This is a genomic window from Franzmannia pantelleriensis (assembly GCF_900102875.1).
In the GTDB taxonomy this organism is placed as follows: Bacteria; Pseudomonadota; Gammaproteobacteria; order Pseudomonadales; family Halomonadaceae; genus Franzmannia; species Franzmannia pantelleriensis.
The window spans coordinates 40,334-62,840 of sequence record NZ_FNGH01000019.1 but is presented as its reverse complement, the minus strand read 5'-3'; the positions used below and the strand labels follow the sequence as shown (position 1 = coordinate 62,840).

Sequence of the window (22,507 nt, the reverse complement as noted above, 5' to 3'; positions counted from 1 at the left end):
GCCGAGATGCAGCGCGTCGCCGCGGGCCTGGAAGGCCAGCTCACTGCCACCTTGCAGCTCGATGATGGCGACCTGGAAGCCGCCAAGGGCCTGCTGCCGACGCTGGAGCGCAAGGCTGGGCGGATACTGGCCAACGGCTGGCCGACCGGCGTTGAGGTGTGTCACGCCATGGTCCACGGCGGGCCCTACCCGGCCACCTCGGACTCGCGCACCACCTCGGTGGGCAGCGCCGCGATCCATCGCTTCCTGCGTCCGGTGTGCTACCAGGACCTGCCGGCGGGGCTGCTGCCCGAGGCGCTCCAGGACGGCAACCCGCTGGGCGTGAGCCGGCTGGTGGACGGCAAGCGCGAGGGCTAAGGCAACATCGAAGTGAGACCTTTATAGCGGCCTGCGGGCCGCTTTTTTTGGTCGCGCGGGCCACGCTCAAATCATCTGCAACCACTGCAGTATGAAAATCCCTAGGCTCACGGTCAGCATCGAACCCAGGGTGGAGAGCACGATCATGTCGGCGGTCAGGCGCTCGTTAGCGCCGGCGGCCTTGGCCATTACGAAGGCCACCGCGGCGGTGGGACTGGCGAAAAACAGGAACAGCACCCCGAGGGCCTGGCCGCGGTAGCCGAGCAGGATGGCTCCCAGAGTGCCCAGCAAGGGCACCCACACCAGTTTCCACAGGCAGGCGCTGGTAACCAGCCAGCTGCCGCTGCGCACCGAGCGGACGCTGAGGGTGCCGCCGATGCAGATCAGCGCCAGCGGCAGCGACAGCGAGCCAAAGTACTCACCGGAGGTCAGTAGCCACTCCGGCAAGCTGAGGCCGAGAGACGCCACCGGCAGGGCCGCCAGGACACTGAGGATCAGCGGGTTGCGGATGATATCGGCCAGCAGCGTGGGGATGTCGGAGCGCGCCGTGGGACTGTAGAGCGACAGGATGATCGCCGACAGCACGTTGTAGAGCACGATCACACTGCCGGCGAGGATGCCGCCCAGCGACAGGCCGTAGCCGCCGTACATGCTGGCCGCCAGGGCCAGTCCGACCACGCCGCAGTTGCTGCGAAATGCCCCCTGAACGAAGATGCCGCGGTCGATATGCGGATAGCGCAGTATGGCCCAGCCCCAGGCGAGCATGAAGCTGATCAAGGTGACGCCCAGGAAGTAGGCGATCAGGTCTGGCTGAAAGGCGGTCTCCAGGTCGGCCTGGATGATGCTGAGAAACAGCAGGGTCGGCATGGTGGCCTTGAACACCAGCGCCGAGGCGGTGGCGATAAAGGCCTGGTCGATCCATCCGATACGCTTGAGCACCAGGCCCACCAGTACCATGGCGAAGACCGGCAGGCTGACGTTGAGGGTAGCGAGAAAGACATCGAAGAGGTTCATCTGAGGCGAGGCCTAACGCGCTAGCCACAGACCGACGACGATCGCGGCGATCACCGTGGCGAAGAACAGGCGGTTGCGAAGGCGATTATCGCGAGGGGTAGGCACGCTGAGCTCCCTGCTGGCAGAATTAAAACAACTGTTTTAATGTATCAAATAACCACTAGCGTAAGTGCCAATGGTAAGCTCGTTAGCCTGCTATGGCTATCGGCGACCGCGACGCCTTCGTTCAGGACCTGTACATGCCTCACTCTCGACCCGCGTCTTCCTCATCCCGTGACCGCCTGGTGTTCGCCCACGCCAACGGCTTCACCGGTGGTAGCTACCGCAGTTTTCTGGCGCCGTTGGCTGAGCGTTTCGACCTGCACCCTCTGGATCGCCTGGCGCATCATCCGGACTATCCAGTGGGCAACAATTGGCTGGCGCTGCGCGACGAGCTGCTCGAGCAGCTGGCGCACCATCAGGCGCCGGTGATCGGCGTGGGGCACTCGATGGGCGGCGTGCTGATGGCGATGGCCGCCGAGCAGGCGCCCGAGCGCTTCCGCTGTGTGGTGGTACTCGACCCGCCGCTGATGCTGGGGCTCGACGCCCTGGCGATGAAGGTCGCCAAGCGCTTTGGCATGGTTGACCGGGTGACCCCGGCCGGCAAGAGCCAGGGGCGGCGCGCGCGCTGGTCGAATCGCGAGGCCATGGCCCACTATCTGCGCAGCCGCGGACTGTTCAAGCGCTTCACCGACGAGGCGCTCAACGACTACGTCGAGGGCGGCACACGGCTGCTCGAGGATGGCGCGGCGCAGCTGGTCTTCGACCCGGCCATCGAGGTCGAGATCTTCCGCCACCTGCCCGATCATCTCCACGGTCTGCCCGGTCGGCTCAAGGTGCCGCTGGCGCTGATCGCCGGTGACGAGTCCGACCTGTTGACCCCGGCACGGCGGCGGCGTCTGACCCGCCACGGGGTGCGTGTCGAGACCGCCCCGGGTGGTCATATGTTTCCAATGGAGCATCCCCGCGAGGCGCGCCGCGCGCTGCTCGACACCATCCATTCGCTGCTGGAGCCCGCCAATGGCTGAGCCGGTTTCATTGACCCTGGCCGATGGCCGACTCGCCGGGCTCGGCTGGGGCGAGCCTGACGCACCGACCTGGCTGGCACTGCACGGCTGGCTGGACAACGCGGCCACCTTCACTCGCCTGGCACCGCTGCTGGTCGAGGCGCTTGGGGTGCGTATCGTGGCCATCGATTTCGCCGGCCACGGCCAGTCGCGACCACATCCAGACGGCGTCGACTACGCGATCTGGGACTATCTCCACGATGCCCTGGATGCGCTGGAGGAGCTCGATCTTGCGCCGGCAACGCTGCTGGCCCACTCCATGGGGGCCGGTGTCAGCTGCCTGCTGGCGGCGGCCTTCCCCGAGCGCGTCGAACGACTGATGCTGATCGACAGCCTGGGCACGCTCTCGACCCCCGCCGAGCAGATGCCCGAGCAGCTGCGCAAGGGCATTCAGGGCCACCGCCGTCGCCTTTCTCCGGCGCCGCGCTATGCTGATATCGAGAGCGCCGTGGCGGCGCGGGGCAAGGGGGGTGTGATGCCGCTGGACGCCGCTACCGTGCGTCCGCTGGTGACGCGCAATGCCGCGCCGCTGGCCGATGGCGGGGTGCAGCTGCGCACCGACCCGCGGCTGATGCGGCCCTCGCTGGTCCGCTTCACGCCGGAGCAGGTGCTGGCCAACCTGGCCGCCATTGAGGCACCGGTGATGCTGGTCGAAGGCGAAACCGGGGTGCTCCCCAACCGTGTGGGCATCGAGCGGGCGCGGGCCGCCGTCAAGCGGCTGCATCGCCGGGTGCTACCGGGCGGGCACCATCTGCATCTCGACCCGCGCACGGTGGCGGCGGTGGCCGAGGCGATCATTGCCTGGCACTCGCAAGAGGGCGCGTCGGGGCGGTGACGCGGCAGGAGGCGATATGAACAGCAAGAGCGAATTCGGCAAGCGCGTGGCGCTGGTGTTGGGCAGCGGCGGGGCGCGGGGCTATGCGCATATCGGGGTGATCGACGAACTCGAGGCGCGCGGCTACCAGATCATTTCCATCTCGGGCTGCTCGATGGGCGCACTGGTGGGTGGCATTCACGCCGCCGGGCAGCTCGACGGCTACCGCGAATGGGTCTGTGCGCTTGACTACTTCGACGTGCTCAAGCTGGTCGATGTGACCTGGAGCCCGATGGGGGCGATGCGCGCCAGCAAGGTGATGAGCAAGCTCGAGAGCCTGATCGGCGAGACGCTGATCGAAGATCTGACGATACCGGTGACCACCGTGGCCACCGACCTGATCCGCCAGCGCGAGGTGTGGTTCCAGAGCGGCTCGCTGCTGCGAGCGATTCGCGCCTCGATTGCGGTACCGGGGATCATCACGCCGGTGCACTTCGGCGATCAGGTGTTGGTCGACGGCGGCCTGCTCAATCCGCTACCGATCATGCCGACACTCTCGGCGCATGCCGACATGGTGCTGGCGGTCAACGTCACCGCCCAGAGCCCTTATCCGGTGACCCTCGAAGAGCTGCTGCCTGCCGCTGAGGCAGCCGAGGAGCAGGCCCGGGAAGAGGCGCTCGAAGCCGAGGGCAAGGGCTTCGGCGCCTGGATGAGCGGTGTGCGCGAGCAGGCCCAGCGCATGTTCACCAGCCGCAGCGACGACGCCGACGAAAGCGCCGACAGCGAGCAGATGGCCACCCGCCGTGCCTGGAGCAAGCTCGACATGATGCTCGAATCCTTCGACATCACTCAGGCGGCGCTGGCCCGCTACAAGGTCGCCGGTTATCCGCCAGACGTGTTGATCGAGGTGCCCAAGTCGGTGTGCGGCGCCTACGAGTTCCACCGTGCCGAAGCGCTGATCCGCGTAGGGCGGCATCTCGCCGTGCAGGCGCTGGATCGCTACGAGGGGCGCCATCGGGCCAAGGGCTACGATGCCGATGCGACCATTATCGAACCACCGCAGACTCCCCACCAGACAACGCCAGGCATCGAGTGACTCACATCGCCTCGCCGCGTCTACGCAGCAGTACGTAGACCGCGCCGGTGCCGCCGTCGAGTTCGCGGGCCGAGCAGAACGCCAGCACGCTCGGCCACTCGCGCAGCCAGGCGTTGACGTGGCTCTTGATCACCGGAAAGTCGCTGGCGCCGGTGTGCACGCTGGCGCGGGACTTGCCGTGGACCACCAGCACGCAGCGCATACGCTGGCTACGTGCCTCGGTCAGAAAACTCTCCAGCTCGCTGCGCGCTTCGTCGACGTTGTAACCGTGCAGGTCGAGGCCCGCTTCCCAATTGATGCCGCCACGCTTGAGCTGGGCGTGGGTGCGGTAGGGCAGGTCGGCCACCGCAAAGTCGAGAAACTCCGAGGGGCGCACCGGCTCGACGCGGCCGTCGCTGGTGCGGCTGCTGGTCTGCTGCGCATCCGCCGCGGTGGCGGCGGCGCGACGCTCGGCCAGCGCCGCCGCGCGCCGTCGTTGGGCAGGCTTGCCGGGGTCGGCGCGGTTGCTGTCCAAGCGACGCACGCCGGCCTCGTTGAGGGCCTGGCGGAACAGGTTGATCTCGTCGTCATCCGGCGGATCGGGGCGTCGGCTCATGAAAACTCTCTCGTGGCGTGCGGCTTGGCGTGCCGACCTCCTGGACGCGACACGGTTCAGCGCCAGTATACCGGCTGGCGACTGACTGTGAACCGTGCCGCACTGCGGGTACAATCATGCCCCTTGACCGCACCAGCCAACTGACAGGATGCCGCGTGGCCGACTCTTCCCCAGCAGCCGTATCGACCCTGACGCTCCCCGATGCCGACCTCGCCGAGGGCCTTATCACCCTGCGCGACTGCCTGCGCTGGGCGACCAGCGAGTTTCATGCCCACGGGCTGTTCTACGGCCACGGTACCGCCTCGCCGTGGGACGAGGCCGTGGCGCTGACCCTGGGCGCACTGCATCTGCCCTGGGACGTCGACCCGGCGGTGCTCGAAGCGCGCCTGCTGCCCATGGAGCGCAAGCGCATCGTGGCGCTGGTCAGGTCGCGCATCGAGACGCGTCGGCCGCTGCCCTATCTGCTCGGCGAGTGTTTCTATGCCGGCTACCCGTTCCACGTTGATGAACGGGTGCTGATCCCGCGCTCGCCGATCGCCGAGCTGATCGAAGATGGCTTTGCCGCCTGGTTTCCCGATGAACCGCCGGCGCGAGTGCTCGACCTGTGCAGCGGCTCGGGCTGCATCGGCATCGCCACCGCCCTGACCCTGCCCACCTGCGAGGTCGACCTGGCAGAGATCAGCGTCGACGCGCTGGAGGTAGCCAAGGCCAATATCAGCCGCCATGACGTCGGGGCCCGAGTGCGTGCGGTTTACTCCGACGTGTTCGAGGGCGTGACCGGCCAGCGCTACGACCTGATCGTCGCCAATCCGCCTTATGTCGACGCCCGTGACCTGGCGACCATGCCCGCCGAGTTCCAGCACGAACCGGCGCTGGCGCTGGGGGCCGGCGACGACGGCCTGGATATCGTGCGGCGCATCCTGCGTGATGCCCGCCAACATCTTAGCGACCACGGTGTGTTGATCGTCGAGGTTGGCAACTCCGACCAGCATCTCGAAGCGGCCTTCCCCGAGGTGCCGTTCCTGTGGCTGGCGTTCGAGCGCGGCGGCCAGGGCGTGTTCGTGCTCACCGCCTCGGAACTCGACGCCTACGCCTCGGCTTTCGCCTGACCCCAGACTCCACCAGCGAGGAACGCCCATGTCCGGCAACACCTTCGGCAAGCTGTTCACCGTCACCACCTTCGGCGAGAGCCACGGCCCGGCGCTGGGTGCCATCATCGACGGCTGCCCGCCCGGGCTGGCGCTCAGCGAGGCCGACCTGCAGCGCGACCTCGATCGTCGCCGGCCCGGCACCTCGCGGCACACCACCCAGCGACGTGAGCCCGACCAGGTAAGAATCCTCTCCGGGGTGTTCGAGGGCGTCACCACCGGCACCTCGATCGGGCTGCTGATCGAGAACACCGACCAGCGCTCCAAGGACTACTCCAAGATCAAGGACCAGTTTCGCCCGGCCCACGCTGACTACACCTACCACCACAAGTACGGCGTGCGAGACTATCGTGGCGGCGGCCGTTCCAGCGCCCGCGAGACCGCCATGCGCGTGGCCGCCGGCGCCATCGCCAAGAAGTACCTGGCCACCCTGGGCATCCAGGTGCGCGGCTACATGAGTCAGCTCGGCCCGATCGAGATCGATTTCAAGCATTGGCAGGCGGTGAGGGAGAACGCTTTCTTCTGCCCCGACCCCGACAAGGTCCCCGAACTCGAGGCCTACATGGACCAGCTGCGCCGCGACCAGGACTCGGTCGGCGCCAAGATCAGCGTGGTTGCCGATGGGCTGCCGCCGGGCCTCGGTGAGCCGGTCTTCGACCGCCTCGATGCCGACCTGGCCCACGGCCTGATGAGCATCAACGCCGTCAAGGGCGTGGAGATCGGCGACGGCTTCGCCAGCGTCGCCCAGCGTGGCAGCGAGCACCGCGACGAGATGACCCCGGACGGTTTCCTCTCCAACCACGCCGGCGGCGTGCTCGGCGGCATCTCCTCGGGACAGCCGCTGATCGCCCATCTGGCGCTCAAGCCGACCTCCAGCATTACCACCCCGGGACGCTCCATCGACGTCCACGGTAACCCGGTCGAGGTGGTCACCAAGGGTCGCCACGACCCCTGTGTTGGCATCCGCGCCACGCCCATCGCCGAGGCGATGATGGCGCTGACCCTGATCGACCACCTGCTGCGCCACCGCGCCCAGAACCTCGACGTGCGCGTCGACACCCCCCGCTTGAGCTGACTCCGTACCGCAGCGCCGACGATGATCGTTGGCGCTGCGGTGAGGGCCTTTCCCGTATGGCTGCTAGACTGGTGGCAAGTCCGCCAGTCGAGTCATGCTATCTATGAAAATCAACGTCGAGTTCGATCTCACCCCTCAAGAGTTTCGCCAGGCCATGGGGCTACCGGATGTCGAGGCCTTTCAGAACGATCTGATGGCGCGTATCCAGCAGCAGATGGAGAACGGCGCGGAGGGGTATGACCCGATGAGTCTGATGCAGCCGTTCCTCCAGCAGCCGTTCTTCAAGGAGGGCATGCAGCAGCCGTTCATGAAGGACAGCATGGCCCAGAGTCTGGCCAGCTTCGGCAGCTACCAGCAGATGATGCTGGATATGCTGCGTCAGGCCGCCAGTAGTGGTGGCAAGCCGCAAGAGCAGCCGACCGAGGAGGGCGATGAGCAGAAAGCATCGCCTCGCGGCAAGGCCTCGGCGAGCCCGCGCGCCAAGCGCAAGTGAGCGACTCGAGGCAAGGTTGATCCTGGTCAAGCAACTGGCACTCGGCGTATTGCAACCCGAACGGGGACAGACTACGCTTTGTGCAGTGCAGCAAATTGCTTGACCCCTTATGCCGGTTATCCAGGAGGAAATCGCCATGCAAGACAAGATGTTCACCGCCTTCAATGAGCAGACCCGTGGCTTCTTCGAGCCGATGCGCAAGCTCAACTCGATGATGCTCGACAACATGGAAAAGATGACCCAGTACCAGCTGGAGTCGATGAAGCGCTATAGCCAACTGGGCACCGAGCGCCTGCGCGATGCCGGCGAAATCAAGGATGCCGAGGACATGCGCGAGTTCGGTACCCGTCAGGCCGAGATCATGAACGAGCTCTCGCGACAGATGCTCGAAGATGCCCGCGCCATGACCGAGCTCTCCATGCAGTTCAAGAGCGAGATGGAGCAGCTGTTCGGCGAGGCCGCCGAGAAAGCCGCGGCCCAGGCCGAAGAAGCCACCAAGAGTGCCTCTTCGCCAGCCAAGGCCAGCAGCCAGGCGAGCAAGAAAAGCTCCTGAGCGGCCTTCCTACGACAACGCCCGTCTTGCCCGCCCAGCGGGCGAGGCGGGCGATGGTGTTTTCGGTCAAGAGATACGCTTTGTCTGAAAAGGCGGCGAGCAAAATTCAGACAGGGCAAATAATCGGCGAGAAGAAGCAGTTCAGCCAACGCTTAGTCGGAGTGTGCAATGCAGCAGCCAGGAATCGATCAGCCGTCCCAGGCGGACATGGAGGCATGGCGTGAGCAGCTCACCGCCATCGGTCAGCAGTATCAGGAGATGCTGGGGGATCTCGTCGCACGGATGGAGCCCAGCGAAGCGGGCAAGACCGTCTACAACGATATGCGTGACAGCCTTGCCGCTGGTCTAGAGGCGCTGGCCAGCGACCCTCAGGCGATGTATGCCGCCCAGTGGCGCCTGATGCAGGAGCAGTTGCAGCTGTGGCAGCACGGCATGCAGGCGATGGCGGGGCAGTCACCGGCGCCGCTGGTGGAGCCGGCCCGACATGATCGGCGCTTCAAGGACCCGGCCTGGCAGGAAGAGCCCTTCTACCAGGCGCTGCTTCAGCAGTACCTGCTGTTCTCGCGTAGCGTCGAAGAGCTGGTGGCGAGCCTCGACGGCCTGCCCGAGGACAAGCATCGCAGCCTGGCGTTCTACGCCCGCCAGTGCGTCAGCGCCATGTCGCCGTCGAACTTCGTCACCACCAACCCCGAAGTGATGCGCCGCACCCTGGAGACCAAGGGCCAGAACCTGATCGATGGCATGGCCCGGCTGCGCGAAGATCTTGCCAACTCCGCCGAAGGCATCAACGTCACCATGACCGATCGCTCGGCGTTTCAGATTGGCGAGAACGTCGCCGTGACCCCCGGTGAGGTGGTCTACGAGAACGAGCTGATCCAGCTGATCCAGTACCATCCGACCACCGAGAAGGTGTTCAAGACACCGCTGCTGATCGTGCCGCCGTGGATCAACAAGTACTATATTCTCGATTTGCGCGAGGATAACTCGCTGGTCAAGTGGCTTGTCGATCAGGGCCACAGCGTGTTCCTGATCTCGTGGCGCAACCCCGGCCCCGAGCAGCGCGACCTGACCTGGGCCGACTATATGCAGATGGGCCCCATCGATGCCATGGGCGCCATCGAGCAGGCCTGCGGCGAGAAGTCGGTGAATCTGGTCAGCTACTGTATCGGCGGCACCCTGGCGGCTTCCACCGTGGCCTACCTGACCAGCACCCGACGCGGGCGCAAGGTCAAGTCGGTAACCTACATGGCCACCCTGCAGGATTTCAGCGACCCCGGCGAGATCGGCGTCTTTCTCAGCGAGCCGGTGCTGCAAGGGCTCGAGCGTCAGCTCGAGGCCGACGGTTACCTCGACGGCCGGGTGATGGCGTTCTCCTTCAACCTGCTGCGTGAGAACGACCTGTTCTGGTCGTTCTACATCAGCAACTACCTCAAGGGCGAGCAGCCGGCGGCCTTCGACCTGCTGTACTGGAACACCGACGGCACCAACCTGCCGGCCGGCACCCACGCCTGGTACCTGCGCCACATGTACATGGAGAATCGCCTGATCGAGCCGGGCGGCATCGAGCTCGACGGGGTCAAGATCGACCTGCGCAAGATCTCCACGCCGAGCTACTTCGTCTCCGCCAAGGAGGACCACATCGCCAAGTGGAACAGCACCTACGGCGGCACCCAGCTGCCCAAGGGGCCGGTCACCTTCGTGCTCGGCGGTTCGGGCCACATCGCCGGTATCGTCAATCCGCCGGCCAAGAACAAGTACGGCTACTGGACCAACGAGTCCCTGCCGGAGAGCCCCGGCGAGTGGCTGGAGAGCGCCACCTTCAACGAGGGCTCGTGGTGGCCGCACTGGCAAGCCTGGGTGACCGAGAACGGCTATGCCGACCCGGATCCCAAGAAGCTGGTGCCGGCGCGGGTGCCCGGCGAGGGCGAGCTGGCCTTGCTGGAACCGGCCCCCGGCCGCTATGTGCGCATGACGATCCCTGAGGTGTTGGGAGAAGCGCCCAGCACCTAGCGCCCGGCGCCAAGTGGGTTAGTTAGAGAAACCCGTAGTGTGAGAGAAAAGTGAGCCCCGCTGGAATTTATTCCAGCGGGGCTCTTCATTGATACTGCCATTGTCGATAACACCATCCTGCGGCGCTCGGCGCTCGGCGCTCGGCGCTCGGCGCTCGGCGCTCGGCGCTATGTCGTCTTGCGCGTGATGCGCAGTCCCGTTGCCATCAGCAGCGCGGCCAGCAGCCAGGCCGGCCAGCTGCCGCTGCGTGTGAAGGGCGTCAGGCCCTGCATCGGGGTGACCTCGCCGCTCAGGCTGGCGGTTTCGAACTGGGGGAGCTGCGCGGTGACCCGACCCTGGGGGTCGATGATCGCGGTGACGCCGTTGCTGGTGGCGCGAGCCACGTAGCGGCCGTTCTCCAGCGCCCGCAGGCGCGCCATCTGAAAGTGCTGATGAGGGCCGATCGAGGCGCCAAACCAGGTGTCGTTGGAGACCGTCAGCAGCACGTCGGCATGCCGGGCGCGTTGGGCGACCAAATCGGCATAGATGATCTCGTAGCAGATCGCGTTGCCGATGGTCAGGCCGGCGGCCTGCATCGGTGCCTGGCGGGCGCCGCCGGGGGTCATGGCCGGCATTGGCAGGTCGAAGAAGGCGATGGCACCCCGCAGCAGGTTGTCGAACGGCAGGTACTCGCCGAACGGCACCAGATGCTCCTTGCGATACTGGCCCTCGGCGTCGCCGACCCCGATCACCGCGTTGTAGAACAGGCCATCGCCGTCGCGCTGCAGAATGCCGGTGAGCAGGGCGGTGTCCGGGGCCAGGTTGGCCTGGACCCGTTCGAGCAGTGGCTGCGCTTCATCCTCGAACATCGGCAGCGCCGCCTCGGGCCAGACGATCAGGTCGATGTCGTCATCCTGCTCGCGGGTCATCTCGCTGAAGGTGTTGGCGGCCACCCGCTGGCCTTCCGGCGTCCACTTGATCTCCTGGGGCAGGTTGCCCTGCAGCAGCGCAACCTGGCGCGGCTCACCGGCGGGGCTGGTCCACTCGACGTTCAGCGCCAGCGGCGCCAGCCACATCAACGCAATCGGTGCCGCCGCCAGCCAGCGGCGCTGCAGCAGCTCGACCAGCAGGGTGCCGGAGAGCGCAGTAATCAGCGACAGCAGATAGACGCCACCCACCGGTGCCCAGGCGGCCAGTGGTGAATCGACGTGGGCGCTGCCCAGCAGCAGCCAGGGGAAGCCGGTGAAGGCATAGGTGCGCAGCACCTCGCCGAGTACCCAGGCGCCGGCAAAGCTCAGCGCTGCCAGGCGCGGGCCGCACAGCCGGCAGTAGAGCCACAGCCACACCGCAAAGAACAGCGCCATGGCAGCGACGAACAGCGCGGTGAGAAAGAGTGCCAGGGGCACGCCGGTGTAGCCGTAATCGTGAATCGAGACATAGACCCAGGATGCCCCGGTCCCGAACAGCCCGACGCCGTACCACCAGCCCTTCAGCGCCGCCTGGCCGGGAGTAAGGGTGTGGATGCCGAGATAGATGAGCGCCACTGCCACCGGGCCCAGCCACCACAGCTCGAACGGCGAGGCGGTGAGGGTGGTGAGCAGGCCGGCGATCAGCGCGATGGCATAGCCCAGAAAGCGCTGGCCGCGACTGGGCGGGGGGAGTGGTTGGGTCATGGTCATTCCTTGGGCTTAGGCTAGCTGGCGTCCTTGTTGTCGCTGTCCTGCTCGTCTGCTTGCTCGGCATGCTCGGCTTGCAGCAGCCGGATACGGCGGTTGTCGGCGTTGAGCACGGTAAAGCGCCAGCCGCCCAGTTCGGCGTGCTCACCGCGACGCGGCAGGTGGCCGAAGCGCTGCATCACCAGTCCGCCGACGGTGTCGAACTCCTCGTCGGAGAAGCGCGTCTCGAAACGCTCGTTGAAGTCGTCGATGGGGGTCAGGGCGCGGATCGCGTAGCGCCCGTCGCCCAGCTCGCGGATATCGTCCTCTTCATCGGTATCGTGTTCGTCCTCGATGTCGCCGACGATCTGCTCGAGGATGTCTTCGATGGTGACGATCCCCGCGGTGCCGCCGTACTCGTCGACCACCACCGCCATATGGTTGTGGGTGTCGCGAAACTCCTTGAGCAGGCTGTTGAGGCGCTTGGATTCGGGCACGAACATGGCCGGACGCAGCACGCTGTCGAGGGCGAAGTGCTGGCGCTTGTCCTGGCTCTGGGAGAGTAGCGGCAGCAGGTCCTTGACCAGCAGGATACCGTGCACCTCGTCGAGGTTCTCGCCGACCACCGGGTAGCGCGAGTGGCCGGTCTCGAGGATGACCGGCAGGTACTCCTCGGGCGCCTGCTCCATGCCAATGGTATTGACCTGGGAGCGCGGGATCAGCACTTCGCGTACCTGCTGGTCGCTGATCTGCAGTGCGCCTTCGATGATGGTCAGGGCATCCTGGTCGAGGCGCAGTCGGGTGCCCGCCTCGCGTAGGAAGGAAAGTAACTCGTCGCGGGAGCTGGGCTCGTCGCTGTCGGATGAGAAGGCGCTGAAAAACTTCTCGAGCCAGGATTTGTTGTTCTGGCTACTCGATCGGTCTTCACTCATGCGTCGGGTCTCTCGTCCTCTGGGGCGGCGGAAAGGGCGTCATGCGCAGCATGGTAGGGATCGCTGATCCCAAGCGTGGCGAGAATCTCGCGCTCGAGCTGCTCCATGGCCTCAGCCTCGGCATCGTCGATATGGTCATGGCCGAGCAGATGCAGGGTGCCATGCACCACCATATGAGCGTAGTGGTCGGTCAGCGATTTGCCCTGCTCCCGGGCTTCGCGGGCCACGACCGGATGGCAGATCACCAGGTCCCCGAGCAGCGGCAGGACCACCCCAGGCGGCAGCTCGACGCCGAAGGAGAGCACATTGGTGGGTGCATCCTTGCCGCGGTAGTCGCGGTTGAGGGTCTGGCTTTCGTCGCTATCGACGAAGCGCACGCTGAGTTCGTCGCGCTCTTGTTCACCGGCGTGGGCCAGCGCCGCGCCGACCCAGCGCTCCAAGCTGGCCTGGTCGGGCAGCACGTCATCCTCGGTCATAGCGACCTGACGGTCCACGCCGGGCGTTGCGGTCACGACGACGAACCCTGGCGCAGGTCGCGCTCTATCTGCTCGCGGCGCAGTGCGGCACGCTCCTGGTCGCGTTCCTGCTTGCGCTGGCGCTCGGCGGCTTCCTGCTCCGCCTCGAACAGGTCGTAGGCCTCGATGATGCGTTGTACCAGCGGGTGGCGAACCACGTCCTTGGCGGCGAAGTGGGTGACGCCGATGCCCGGCGTGCCCTTGAGTACATCGAGCACCTGGATCAGTCCCGAGCTCTGGCCACGGGGCAGGTCCACCTGGGTCACGTCGCCGGTGATCACCGCGGTGGAGCCGAAACCGATGCGGGTCAGGAACATCTTCATCTGCTCGCGGGTAGTGTTCTGGCTCTCGTCGAGGATGATGAAGGAGTTGTTGAGGGTGCGGCCGCGCATATAGGCCAGCGGCGCGATCTCGATGATCTGCCGCTCGATCAGCTTGCCGACCTGCTCGAAGCCGATCATCTCGTACAGCGCGTCATAGAGCGGGCGCAGGTAGGGATCGATCTTCTGGGCCAGGTCGCCGGGCAGGAAGCCAAGCTTCTCGCCGGCCTCCACCGCTGGGCGCACCAGCAGGATGCGCCGGACGTCCTGCTGATTGAGCGCTTCTACCGCCGCGGCCACGGCCAGATAGGTCTTGCCGGTGCCCGCTGGCCCGATACCAAAGTTGATATCGTGCTCGCGAATGCTCTGCACATAGCCCTGCTGGTTGAGCCCGCGCGGCTTGATCAGCGCCCGCGGCGTGCGCAGCAGCACCTCGCCGTCGGACACGCCTTCCTCTTCATCGAGGGCCTCGAGGCCGGATTCCTGCAGAAACAGGTGCACGGTGTCCGGCGACAGGTCGCTGGCTTCTGTCTCACGGTAGAGGTGCTCGACCACGTTGGCCGCCGCCTTGACCCGCGGGCTCGGACCGGCCAGTTGGAAGGTGTTGCCACGATTGCGCAGGGTGATGCCCAGGCGCTCCTCGACCAGCTTGAGGTGCTCGTCGCGCTGGCCACACAGGTTGGCCAGACGACGCGGGTCGTTGGGTTCGAGAGTCAATGTGATGATGCGGTTGGCCTGAGAACTGTTGTGGCTCAAGAGCAAGGGATCCGTGCGTTGCGAAGTAGATTCGACGAGCTTACTGCCCCGGGAGTGCCCGGGGCAATGTCGTACGTTAACTTGGCCGACAGCCAAGAGTATAGCCGCTGATTCAATACAGCGTCGGTGAGGCGAGTTCGCCGCGCAGCGAGTTGGGCAGCGCCTCGCTGATCTCGACATCGACGAAGTGGCCGATCAGCTCGGTAGGGTTGGCGGCGCGGAAATTGACCACCCGATTGTTCTCGGTGCGACCCGAGAGCTGGCCAGGATCCTTGGGCGAGAAGCCGGTGACCAGAATGCGCTGGGTCGAGCCGACCATGCGCCGGCTGATCTGCATCGCTTGCTGGTTGATGCGCTCCTGCAGGATCGCCAGGCGCTGCTTCTTGACCGCCTCAGGGGTGTCGTCCTCGAGACTGGCCGCCGGGGTGCCGGGGCGCGCCGAGTAGACGAAGCTGAACGAGTGGTCGAAGCCGATGCGATGGATCAGGTTCATGGTCGCTTCGAAGTCTTCCTCGGTTTCGCCGGGGAAGCCGATGATGAAGTCGGAGGAGAAGCTGATGTCCGGGCGCAGGGCGCGGATGCGCTCCATCTTCTCGACGTACTCCTCCACCGTATGGCCGCGCTTCATTGCCGCCAGCACGCGGTCGGAACCGGCCTGCACCGGCAGGTGCAGGTGGCTGACCAGCTCGGGAATCTCGCCATAGGCCTCGATCAGGCTGTCGGAGAACTCCACCGGATGCGAGGTGGTGAAGCGGATGCGGTCGATACCCTCCACCGCCGCCACGCAGGCGATCAGCTCGGCCAGGTCGATCTCGTCGCCGAGCTGATTCTCGCCGCGATAGGCGTTGACGTTCTGGCCCAGCAGGTTGATCTCGCGCACGCCCTGTTCGGCGAGGTGGATGACCTCGTCCATCACCGCCTCGAAGGGCCGCGAGACCTCCTCGCCGCGGGTGTAGGGCACCACGCAGAAGGTGCAGTACTTGGAGCAGCCCTCCATCACCGAGACGAAAGAGGTGGCCCCGTCGGCGCTGGGTTTGGGCAGGTGGTCGAACTTCTCGATCTCGGGGAAGGTGACGTCGACCACCGAGATCTGTTCGCTGCTGCGCCGCGAGTCGAGCATCGCCGGCACCCGGTGCAGGGTCTGCGGGCCGAAGACCATGTCGACGTGGGGCGCGCGCTTGCGCAGCGACTCACCCTCCTGACTGGCCACGCAGCCGCCGACGCCAATCACCAGGTCGGGATTGGCCTCCTTGAGCTTCTTCCAGCGGCCGAGCTGGTGAAAGACCTTTTCCTGGGCTTTCTCACGGATCGAGCAGGTATTGAGCAGAATCACGTCTGCATCACCTTCGTTATCGGTGAGTTCGAGCTGGTGGGACTCGCCGAGCAGATCCGCCATGCGGGCCGAATCATACTCGTTCATCTGGCAGCCGTGGGTCTTGATGAAGAGTTTCTTCGCCATAAGAATTAGGGTCGTGGCGTGGATGCCCGACCTAGCCGTTACCGGTTCAGGGGATTCATTCAGGCGGCCCGCGGGCCGTTGCTGACGTCTGTTGGCGATTATACGGATAGCCCGGCAGTGGGGCCAGCGGTGGGGGCTCGAATTGGCCGCGGCTGTGATATTCTTCGCCCTTTGGGGCCGGCATCCTGGGGTGTCGGCGTCGTTCAAGCGGTACCAATGCAGAGGCAGTATGGCGGCCAAGCCAATTTACCGGGTGGTATTCCACAATCAGGGGGAAATCTGGGAGCTCTACGCCCGCGAGATCTTCCAGAGCGACCTGTGGGGCTTCATCGAGGTCGAGGCCTTCGTCTTCGAGGACGCCAGCAAGCTGGTGGTGGACCCCACCACTGACAAGCTGCGTCGTATCTTCGACGGTGTCAGCCGCAGCTATATCCCGCTGAATGCCATCGTACGCATCGACGAAGTCGAGCGTGAGGGGACCCCTAAGGCGGTCAAGGCTGAGGGCAAGGTGGCGGAATTTCCGCGGCCGATGAGCTGGTCGCCGCGGGATGACAGTTGATCAAAAAATAAACGATCTGAGGGGGTGTCAGGCATCTCGCTGGCCGACACCGACTCGGAAAGAGGTTTTCCCAAGACTTATCCACAGAAGCTGTGGATGGGACGCGGTCTCATCGCGCCGCCCGCGATAGGATGCGGGGGCGGCGCCACTAGCGTGGATGGGCGCGACTCGCCCGACTCGAGCCACGAACACGGCAGACATATGCGTACATTCAAGACATTGATGTTGGGCGTGTCGCTGGGGGCCATGGCCCTCGCGGCACAGGCCCAGGAAGCGGACGACAACCAGGCCTGGGTGTCCGACGGCCTGACCACCTTCGTCAGGAGCGGTCCCACCGACGGGTACCGTATCGTCGGTACCCTCACCGCCGGTGAGCCGGTCTCGGTGCTGGAAACCAGCGGCAGCTATACCCGGGTTCAAAATGCCGACGGCGATACGGTGTGGGTCCTCAGTGACGAGCTGCAGGACTCGCCCAGTGCCAGCGTGCGACTGCCTGAGCTGGAGGCCGAGGTTGCCAGCCTGACCAGCGAACTCGAAGGGATCAACGACGAGTGGGAGTCTCGCGTGGCGACCATGACCGAGACCCTCGAGCAGCGCCAGCAGCGCATCGCCGAGCTCGAGACGCGCAACCGCGAACTCGATGCCGAGGCCGATGAGGCCCTGCGTCAGGTGCGCGGTCTGCAGGCGCGGCTGGATACCCAGGAGGAGGACCTGCTGCTGCGCTACTTCATGTATGGCGGTGGCGTGGCGGGCGCCGGCCTGCTGGTCGGCCTGATCGTTCCGCACCTGCCGCGGCGGCGCAAGAAGCGCGACCGCTGGTTCTGATCAAGGACGCCTGAGCATGCAGCAGAGCGAAGAGAACGAGTGGTTGGCGCGCTGGCGTGAGGGCCGGATCGGTTTTCACCGCGACGCGGTGCACCCGGCGCTGGTGCGTTTCTGGCCGTCGCTGGGCGCGCCCCCGGGGGCCAAGGTGTTGGTGCCGCTGTGCGGCAAGAGCCTCGACATGCGCTGGCTGGCCGAGCAGGGCCATCCGGTGCTGGGCATCGAGCTGGCCACGGATGCCATCGAGCAGTTCGTGGCTGATGGGAGCGGTGAGGTATCGCGCTACCGCCAGAGCGACTTCGATATCTGCCGTCAGGGTAGCATCGAGCTGTGGGGCGGCGACTTCTTCCACTTCCATATCCAGCAGGCCGCCGAGATTGGCGCCTTCTACGATCGCGCGGCGTTGATCGCGCTGCCTGAGGCGACTCGCCAGCGCTACGCCTTCCATCTCGCCCAGCTGCTTCCCCCGGGCGCCAGGGGGCTGCTGATCAGCCTGACACGGGCGCCAGGAGATAGCGGCGGGCCGCCCTACAGCGTTCCCGCCGAGGAGGTGCGCGCGCTGTTCGAGCCCAACTTCGAGCTGACTCACCTGGCCGATGGCGAGCCTGAAGAAAACGGCTTTCGTGAGAGCGTCTGGGCGCTCAAGCGGCGCGGCCCGCTGGCCTGAGCGCCTGGCTGGCGTCTAAACCACTGAGCCCCGCCATTGGCGGGGCTCAGTGCGTGCCGGGCAGAGGCTGTTGGCGTTCAGCGGCTTAGTAGCCGACCCAACTCGGGATCGCGGAAGGTGCGGTTCAGGCCGTCGCTGAGCAGGTCGTTGACCATTCGGGTATTGGTGTCCTGGTCCGGGCGTACCGCGTAGCTCTGCGTGCGGCGCGAGGTATAGGTACCGGTGTAGGTGTTGCGCTGATTGACCGCCTCGGCGCGGAACACTGCTTCCAGTACCGCTTCGCCGAGCACCGGCACGCCGTCGCCGCGGGCGTAATCGAGCCGCGTCAGGGCCAGGGTCAGCGAGGGGCGGCCGTCGCTGGGCTGGGTGGTGGGCGAGAAGCCCATGCGGCGCACCGCGGCCTCGGCCTGCTCCTGCAGCTTGGGCACCACGTCGTGGGAGTGGACAGTGATTTCGGCGGCCGACATGGCCGAGCCGCTGCGCGTACCGAGCACCTCGGACTCACGTTCGTCGACCACGTTGACGGTGACCTCCTGGCCGCCGCCGGTCTGGGGGATATCGGCGGTGATCTGCGGGTTGACCTGCAGGTAGTGGGGACTGGTGCAGCCGGCAAGCACCAGGGCGGCGGCGGCGAACAGGGAACGTAATCCACAGCGAGACAGCATGCGAAACTCCTGAGTGATCGACAGGCGTAAGACAGTGCGACGAGTATAAGCCTCTACCGCCTGGCTGGCACGTTCCGTTGCATAGCTCAAGGCGTATCGGCGAGGGCTCAGGCCGCCGTCGCCTGGCGAGGCTTGGCGGTTGCATCGTCGAAGCGATGCCAGCGGCGCGGGATCGCATACAATCGCTGGCCGCGGCTGATCGCCAGGCGCTCGAAGTCGGCGTGGCGCACCGTGGCCAGCCACGGCGCCGGCAGCCAGTCGGCCTCCAGCTCGACCCGCACTTCGGCGCCTATTGGCGAGATTGAGGTTACCGTGACCGGCAGCTGGGCGGCGTCGCTGGGCGCATCGGCCAGCTTGAGCTCATGCGGGCGCAGCAGCAGCTCTTCGCGGCCGTCGTCGAGCTCGCTCACCGCCAGTCGGGCGTCGCCGCAGGTCAGTACGCCGTCGCGTACGTCGCCCTCGAGGCGATTGACGTCGCCGAGGAACTCGAACACGAAGCGATTGGCCGGGGCGCGGTAGAGCGCCTCGGGGGTATCGATCTGCTCGATGCGGCCGTTGCTCATCACCACCACCCGGTCGGAGAGCTCAAGCGCCTCTTCCTGGTCGTGAGTGACGAACACGCTGGTGAAGTTGAGCTCATCGTGGAGATGGCGCAGCCAGCGGCGTAGCTCCTGGCGCACCTTGGCGTCCAGCGCGCCGAACGGCTCGTCGAGCAGCAGCACATCGGGGCGCAGCGCCAGGGCCCGGGCCAGCGAGACGCGCTGCTGCTGGCCGCCGGAGAGCTGCGCCGGGTAGCGCTTGGCGAAGTCCTCGAGCTGGACCATCTCCAGTAGGCGGTGCACCCGGGCGCGGATCTCGCCGCTCGAGGGGCGCTCCTTGCGCGGCATCACGGTGAGGCCGAAGGCGACGTTGTCGAACACCGTCATGTGCCGGAACAGCGCATAGTGCTGGAACACGAAGCCGATGCGACGGTCGCGCACATGCACCTGGGTGACGTCGCGCTCGCCGAACTGGATGCGTCCGGCGGGCTTGGCATCGGCCTGCTCGAGTCCGGCGATGATGCGCAACAGGGTGGTCTTGCCCGACCCCGAGGGGCCGAGCAGGCCGACCAGCTCGCCATCGTGGATGTCGAGGTTGATCGGCTCCAGCGCCTGGGTGCGACCGAAGGTCTTGGCAATATTGGTCAGACGGATGCTCATCTCAAGCCTCCTGGCGCGCGGCGCGCCATTCGAGGCTGGCCTTGGCGGCCAGCGTCAGCAAAGCGATCAGGGCCAACAGCGCGGCGCTGGAAAAGGCGCCCACGGTGTTGTAGTCCTGGTAGAGTTGCTCCAGGTGCAGCGGCAGGGTGTTGGTCTGGCCGCGGATGGCTCCGGAGACCACCGACACGGCACCGAACTCACCCACCGCACGAGCGTTGGTAAGGATCACCCCGTAGAGCAGCGCCCAGCGAATATTGGGCAGCGTGACCCGGCGAAACAGCGTCCAACCCGAGGCGCCGAGGGTTACCGCCGCCTCTTCGTCCCGTGAGCCCTGGGCCTGCATCAGCGGGATCAGTTCGCGGGCCACGAACGGGCAGGTCACGAAGATGGTCACCATCAGAATACCCGGCCAGGCGAACATCAGCTGGATGTCGTAGCCGTCGAGCCAGTTACCGATCCAGCCGTTGCGGCCGTAGAGCAGCAGATAGACCAGACCGGCCACCACCGGCGACACCGCAAAGGGGATGTCGATCAGGGTCTGCAGCAGCCGCCGGCCGGGGAAGCTGAAACGGGTCACCAGCCACGCCAGCGCCACGCCGAACACCAGGCATACCGGGATCGTCAGCACGGTGATGAACAGCGTCAGGCCGATGGCGCGGACGGTGTAGTGGTTGCTAACGTTGCGCCAGAACACCTCGACGCCCTGGGCGAACGCCTGGGCGAAGATCGCCACCAGCGGCAGCAGCAGGAACAGCGCCGCCAGCAGCACGGCGCTGATCACCAGGATGCGCCGTACCCGCGGCGCGTCACCGATCCGTTGCATCAGCCGCGTCCTCCATGCAGGCGTTTGATAAAGCGCCCCTGCCAGATATTGATCGCCAGCAGCAGGGCCAGCGATACGGCCAGCACCACCGAGGCGATGGCCGAGGCGCCGACGTAGTCGTACTCCTGCAGGCGCACGAAGATCATCAGCGCGGTGATCTCGGTCTCGTAGGGCGCGTTACCGGCAATGAAGATGATTGCCCCGAACTCACCCAGCGAGCGCACGAAGGCCAGGCCGGTGCCGGTCACTAGCGCCGGCCATAGGTGCGGCAGGATCACCCGACGAAACGCCGTGGCATCGCTGGCACCCAGGGTCAGCGCGGCCTCGTCGACCTCGTTGGGCAGGTCCTCAAGGACCGGCTGAACGGTGCGCACTACGAACGGAATACTGGTAAAGGCCATGGCCAGCGCGATGCCGACCCAGGTATAAGCGACCTGGATGCCCAGCGGGTCGAGCAGCCGGCCCATCCAGCCGTTGCTCGAGTAGAGCGTGGCCAGGGTGATGCCGGCCACGGCCGTGGGCAGCGCGAAGGGCAGGTCCATCAGCGCGTCGAGCAGGCGCTTGCCGGGAAAGTCGTAGCGCACCAGCACCCAGGCCAGCAGCAGCCCGAAGGCGGCGTTGACCAGCGCGGCCACCGCCGCGGCACCGATGGTCACGATATAGCTGGCCACCACTCGACCGTCAGTGATGATCCGCCAGTACTCCGCTAGGCTGATGCCCGACAGCTGCCCGAACAGACTGGTCATGGGCAGCAGTAGCATCAGCGACACGAAGGTCAGGCTGATCCCCAGCGATAAACCGAAACCCGGCAGCACCCGCTTGGGGGCGCTGCCGGTGATGTTAGCGAGCGTAATCATCTGCGCTGCAGCTGATCCAGCAAGGCGCCGTTGGCGAAGTGATCCTCCATCGCCGCGTCCCAGCTACCAAACACGTCTTCGACGCGTAGCAGTTCGGTTTCCGGGAACTGGTCGGAGAACTCTTCGGCCACCGCCTCATTGTTGACGCGGTAGTTGAAGCCAGCCAGCTGGCGCTGGGCGTCTTCGCTGTAGAGGTAGTCGATGTAGGCCTCGGCCAGGTCGAGGTTGCCGTTGCGCTCGGCGTTGGGGCCAACCACCGCGACCGGGAACTCGGCCAGGATGCTGACCGGCGGCACGATCACTTCATAATCGTCGCTACCGTACTCGCCGCGGATGTTGTTGACCTCGGACTCGAAGCTGATCAGCACATCGCCGATGCCGCGCTCGATAAAGCTGGTGGTGGCGCCACGGCCGCCGGTGTCGAACACCGACACGTTACCCAGGAAGGTGCGCATGAAGTCGTGGATCTGCTCCTCGTCGCCGTCGAACTGATCATCGGCGAAGCCCCAGGCGGCCAGGTAGGTATAGCGGCCGTTACCCGAGGTCTTGGGGTTGGGGAACACGATATCCACGTCTTCGCGGACCAGGTCGTCCCAGCTCTCGATGCCCTTGGGGTTGTCCTTGCGCACCAGGAAGGCGGTGGTGGAGTAGTAGGGCGAGGCGTTGTTGTCGAAGGCATCCTGCCAGTCCTCGGCGACCAGACCATCGTCGGCCAGCGCCTGGACATCGGTGACCTGGTTGTAGGTCACCACGTCGGCGCGCAGGCCCTGCAGGATGGCGCGGGCCTGGGCCGACGAGCCGCCGTGGGACTGCTGGATGTCGATCTCCTCGCCGTGCTCCGCCTGCCACCAGGCGATGAACTCGGGGTTGATCGCCGAGAACAGCTCGCGGGCGATATCGTAGGAGGAGTTGAGCAGCTCGCGCTCGGCGGCCACGCTGGGCGTCACCATGCCTGCGGTGAGCGCGGCGGCCAGAGAGGCGCCGAGGGCGCCGCGGCGAAACAGGGAAGTAGCTGACATATGATTTGGCTCCAACACG

23 protein-coding genes and 1 pseudogene are annotated in these 22,507 nt (G+C 65.9%); 12 read left to right on the top strand and 12 right to left on the bottom strand.

Annotated features, from left to right (window positions below; all coding sequences use genetic code 11):
• A pseudogene (locus BLT16_RS19180) lies at positions 1-357 on the top strand (aldehyde dehydrogenase (NADP(+))); the annotation flags it as partial.
• A 66-nt stretch (positions 358-423) separates the two neighbouring features.
• Here BLT16_RS19180 and BLT16_RS19175 read toward each other — a convergent pair.
• Entirely contained in the window at positions 424-1,371 is a 948-nt protein-coding gene (locus BLT16_RS19175) for an AEC family transporter (protein WP_089660535.1), read from the bottom strand.
• Between the two features lie 239 nt (positions 1,372-1,610).
• Between BLT16_RS19175 and BLT16_RS19170 the strand changes: the two genes are divergently transcribed.
• The 3 genes from BLT16_RS19170 to BLT16_RS19160 are packed head-to-tail and all read left to right on the top strand — an operon-like array spanning position 1,611 to position 4,387.
• Entirely contained in the window at positions 1,611-2,438 is an 828-nt protein-coding gene (locus BLT16_RS19170) for an alpha/beta fold hydrolase (RefSeq protein WP_089660545.1), read from the top strand.
• Complete coding sequence (locus tag BLT16_RS19165; RefSeq protein WP_089660533.1) at positions 2,431-3,312, top strand: alpha/beta fold hydrolase; 882 nt, start codon at positions 2,431-2,433, stop codon at positions 3,310-3,312. The genes BLT16_RS19170 and BLT16_RS19165 overlap by 8 nt, the downstream gene beginning before the upstream one ends.
• A gap of 16 nt (positions 3,313-3,328) precedes the next feature.
• Complete coding sequence (locus tag BLT16_RS19160; RefSeq protein ID WP_089660531.1) at positions 3,329-4,387, top strand: patatin-like phospholipase family protein; 1,059 nt, start codon at positions 3,329-3,331, stop codon at positions 4,385-4,387.
• A 1-nt stretch (position 4,388) separates the two neighbouring features.
• On the opposite strand, the gene BLT16_RS19155 is transcribed toward BLT16_RS19160, so the two are convergent.
• Positions 4,389-4,982, bottom strand: a complete 594-nt coding sequence (locus tag BLT16_RS19155) for a Smr/MutS family protein (protein WP_089660528.1) — start codon at positions 4,980-4,982, stop codon at positions 4,389-4,391.
• 155 nt (positions 4,983-5,137) lie between these two features.
• On the opposite strand from BLT16_RS19155, the gene prmB reads away from it, so the two are divergent.
• The 5 genes from prmB (at position 5,138) to phaC (ending at position 10,261) form a co-directional block, all read left to right on the top strand.
• Complete coding sequence (gene prmB / locus BLT16_RS19150; RefSeq protein ID WP_245701777.1) at positions 5,138-6,091, top strand: 50S ribosomal protein L3 N(5)-glutamine methyltransferase; 954 nt, start codon at positions 5,138-5,140, stop codon at positions 6,089-6,091.
• A gap of 28 nt (positions 6,092-6,119) precedes the next feature.
• A complete protein-coding gene (gene aroC / locus BLT16_RS19145) occupies positions 6,120-7,205 on the top strand; it encodes a chorismate synthase (RefSeq protein ID WP_089660524.1) in 1,086 nt (361 codons plus the stop codon).
• 94 nt (positions 7,206-7,299) lie between these two features.
• The gene (locus BLT16_RS19140) at positions 7,300-7,698 is read left to right on the top strand and encodes a hypothetical protein (protein ID WP_422717943.1); all 399 of its coding nucleotides are present in this window, start codon (positions 7,300-7,302) and stop codon (positions 7,696-7,698) included.
• 136 nt (positions 7,699-7,834) lie between these two features.
• Complete coding sequence (locus tag BLT16_RS19135; protein WP_089660519.1) at positions 7,835-8,251, top strand: phasin family protein; 417 nt, start codon at positions 7,835-7,837, stop codon at positions 8,249-8,251.
• A gap of 168 nt (positions 8,252-8,419) precedes the next feature.
• On the top strand, positions 8,420-10,261 hold the full coding sequence (gene phaC, locus BLT16_RS19130; protein WP_245701776.1) for a class I poly(R)-hydroxyalkanoic acid synthase: 1,842 nt from the start codon (positions 8,420-8,422) through the stop codon (positions 10,259-10,261).
• Between the two features lie 167 nt (positions 10,262-10,428).
• Here phaC and lnt read toward each other — a convergent pair whose 3' ends face one another.
• The 5 genes from lnt to miaB form a co-directional block, all read right to left on the bottom strand.
• On the bottom strand, positions 10,429-11,913 hold the full coding sequence (gene lnt / locus BLT16_RS19125; RefSeq protein WP_089660517.1) for an apolipoprotein N-acyltransferase: 1,485 nt from the start codon (positions 11,911-11,913) through the stop codon (positions 10,429-10,431).
• Positions 11,914-11,933: 20 nt separating this feature from the next.
• A complete protein-coding gene (locus BLT16_RS19120) occupies positions 11,934-12,827 on the bottom strand; it encodes an HlyC/CorC family transporter (protein WP_089660515.1) in 894 nt (297 codons plus the stop codon).
• Positions 12,824-13,303 (bottom strand): rRNA maturation RNase YbeY, encoded by a 480-nt coding sequence (ybeY, locus tag BLT16_RS19115; protein WP_218124474.1) that lies wholly within the window; start codon positions 13,301-13,303, stop codon positions 12,824-12,826. Before ybeY ends, BLT16_RS19120 begins: the two co-directional genes overlap by 4 nt.
• A gap of 32 nt (positions 13,304-13,335) precedes the next feature.
• Positions 13,336-14,418, bottom strand: a complete 1,083-nt coding sequence (locus BLT16_RS19110) for a PhoH family protein (protein ID WP_089660510.1) — start codon at positions 14,416-14,418, stop codon at positions 13,336-13,338.
• 112 nt (positions 14,419-14,530) lie between these two features.
• Positions 14,531-15,877 carry a tRNA (N6-isopentenyl adenosine(37)-C2)-methylthiotransferase MiaB gene (miaB, locus tag BLT16_RS19105; RefSeq protein WP_089660508.1) on the bottom strand — a complete coding sequence of 449 codons (1,347 nt, stop codon included), beginning with the start codon at positions 15,875-15,877 and terminating at the stop codon, positions 14,531-14,533.
• A gap of 229 nt (positions 15,878-16,106) precedes the next feature.
• On the opposite strand from miaB, the gene BLT16_RS19100 reads away from it, so the two are divergent.
• From BLT16_RS19100 to BLT16_RS19090, 3 genes are all read left to right on the top strand, one after another.
• Complete coding sequence (locus BLT16_RS19100) at positions 16,107-16,436, top strand: DUF1820 family protein (protein ID WP_089660506.1); 330 nt, start codon at positions 16,107-16,109, stop codon at positions 16,434-16,436.
• Positions 16,437-16,637: 201 nt separating this feature from the next.
• Positions 16,638-17,261 carry a TIGR04211 family SH3 domain-containing protein gene (locus BLT16_RS19095; protein WP_089660504.1) on the top strand — a complete coding sequence of 208 codons (624 nt, stop codon included), beginning with the start codon at positions 16,638-16,640 and terminating at the stop codon, positions 17,259-17,261.
• A gap of 16 nt (positions 17,262-17,277) precedes the next feature.
• Entirely contained in the window at positions 17,278-17,925 is a 648-nt protein-coding gene (locus BLT16_RS19090; protein ID WP_089660502.1) for a thiopurine S-methyltransferase, read from the top strand.
• A 77-nt stretch (positions 17,926-18,002) separates the two neighbouring features.
• On the opposite strand, the gene BLT16_RS19085 is transcribed toward BLT16_RS19090, so the two are convergent.
• From BLT16_RS19085 to cysP, 5 genes are all read right to left on the bottom strand, one after another.
• Complete coding sequence (locus tag BLT16_RS19085; protein WP_089660499.1) at positions 18,003-18,590, bottom strand: YajG family lipoprotein; 588 nt, start codon at positions 18,588-18,590, stop codon at positions 18,003-18,005.
• 107 nt (positions 18,591-18,697) lie between these two features.
• Entirely contained in the window at positions 18,698-19,789 is a 1,092-nt protein-coding gene (locus tag BLT16_RS19080) for a sulfate/molybdate ABC transporter ATP-binding protein (RefSeq protein ID WP_089660497.1), read from the bottom strand.
• Between the two features lies 1 nt (position 19,790).
• The gene (gene cysW / locus BLT16_RS19075; protein ID WP_089660495.1) at positions 19,791-20,612 is read right to left on the bottom strand and encodes a sulfate ABC transporter permease subunit CysW; all 822 of its coding nucleotides are present in this window, start codon (positions 20,610-20,612) and stop codon (positions 19,791-19,793) included.
• Entirely contained in the window at positions 20,612-21,469 is an 858-nt protein-coding gene (gene cysT, locus BLT16_RS19070) for a sulfate ABC transporter permease subunit CysT (protein WP_089660493.1), read from the bottom strand. The genes cysW and cysT overlap by 1 nt, the downstream gene beginning before the upstream one ends.
• A complete protein-coding gene (cysP, locus tag BLT16_RS19065) occupies positions 21,466-22,488 on the bottom strand; it encodes a thiosulfate ABC transporter substrate-binding protein CysP (protein WP_089660491.1) in 1,023 nt (340 codons plus the stop codon). The genes cysT and cysP overlap by 4 nt, the downstream gene beginning before the upstream one ends.
• Positions 22,489-22,507: the final 19 nt, after the last annotated feature.

What these genes read in the sequence shown, in the direction of transcription:
- BLT16_RS19160 (WP_089660531.1), top strand. Translation starts at nt 3,329, where the DNA reads ATGAACAGCAAGAGCGAATTCGGCAAGCGCGTGGCGCTGGTGTTGGGC.
- miaB (WP_089660508.1), bottom strand. Translation starts at nt 15,877, where the DNA reads ATGGCGAAGAAACTCTTCATCAAGACCCACGGCTGCCAGATGAACGAG.
- lnt (WP_089660517.1), bottom strand. Translation starts at nt 11,913, where the DNA reads ATGACCCAACCACTCCCCCCGCCCAGTCGCGGCCAGCGCTTTCTGGGC.
- BLT16_RS19085 (WP_089660499.1), bottom strand. Translation starts at nt 18,590, where the DNA reads ATGCTGTCTCGCTGTGGATTACGTTCCCTGTTCGCCGCCGCCGCCCTG.
- BLT16_RS19090 (WP_089660502.1), top strand. Translation starts at nt 17,278, where the DNA reads ATGCAGCAGAGCGAAGAGAACGAGTGGTTGGCGCGCTGGCGTGAGGGC.
- cysW (WP_089660495.1), bottom strand. Translation starts at nt 20,612, where the DNA reads ATGCAACGGATCGGTGACGCGCCGCGGGTACGGCGCATCCTGGTGATC.
- BLT16_RS19170 (WP_089660545.1), top strand. Translation starts at nt 1,611, where the DNA reads ATGCCTCACTCTCGACCCGCGTCTTCCTCATCCCGTGACCGCCTGGTG.
- aroC (WP_089660524.1), top strand. Translation starts at nt 6,120, where the DNA reads ATGTCCGGCAACACCTTCGGCAAGCTGTTCACCGTCACCACCTTCGGC.
- phaC (WP_245701776.1), top strand. Translation starts at nt 8,420, where the DNA reads ATGCAGCAGCCAGGAATCGATCAGCCGTCCCAGGCGGACATGGAGGCA.
- BLT16_RS19140 (WP_422717943.1), top strand. Translation starts at nt 7,300, where the DNA reads ATGCTATCTATGAAAATCAACGTCGAGTTCGATCTCACCCCTCAAGAG.
- BLT16_RS19100 (WP_089660506.1), top strand. Translation starts at nt 16,107, where the DNA reads ATGGCGGCCAAGCCAATTTACCGGGTGGTATTCCACAATCAGGGGGAA.
- BLT16_RS19175 (WP_089660535.1), bottom strand. Translation starts at nt 1,371, where the DNA reads ATGAACCTCTTCGATGTCTTTCTCGCTACCCTCAACGTCAGCCTGCCG.
- BLT16_RS19165 (WP_089660533.1), top strand. Translation starts at nt 2,431, where the DNA reads ATGGCTGAGCCGGTTTCATTGACCCTGGCCGATGGCCGACTCGCCGGG.
- BLT16_RS19155 (WP_089660528.1), bottom strand. Translation starts at nt 4,982, where the DNA reads ATGAGCCGACGCCCCGATCCGCCGGATGACGACGAGATCAACCTGTTC.
- ybeY (WP_218124474.1), bottom strand. Translation starts at nt 13,303, where the DNA reads ATGACCGAGGATGACGTGCTGCCCGACCAGGCCAGCTTGGAGCGCTGG.
- BLT16_RS19120 (WP_089660515.1), bottom strand. Translation starts at nt 12,827, where the DNA reads ATGAGTGAAGACCGATCGAGTAGCCAGAACAACAAATCCTGGCTCGAG.
- cysP (WP_089660491.1), bottom strand. Translation starts at nt 22,488, where the DNA reads ATGTCAGCTACTTCCCTGTTTCGCCGCGGCGCCCTCGGCGCCTCTCTG.
- BLT16_RS19095 (WP_089660504.1), top strand. Translation starts at nt 16,638, where the DNA reads ATGCGTACATTCAAGACATTGATGTTGGGCGTGTCGCTGGGGGCCATG.
- BLT16_RS19135 (WP_089660519.1), top strand. Translation starts at nt 7,835, where the DNA reads ATGCAAGACAAGATGTTCACCGCCTTCAATGAGCAGACCCGTGGCTTC.
- BLT16_RS19080 (WP_089660497.1), bottom strand. Translation starts at nt 19,789, where the DNA reads ATGAGCATCCGTCTGACCAATATTGCCAAGACCTTCGGTCGCACCCAG.
- cysT (WP_089660493.1), bottom strand. Translation starts at nt 21,469, where the DNA reads ATGATTACGCTCGCTAACATCACCGGCAGCGCCCCCAAGCGGGTGCTG.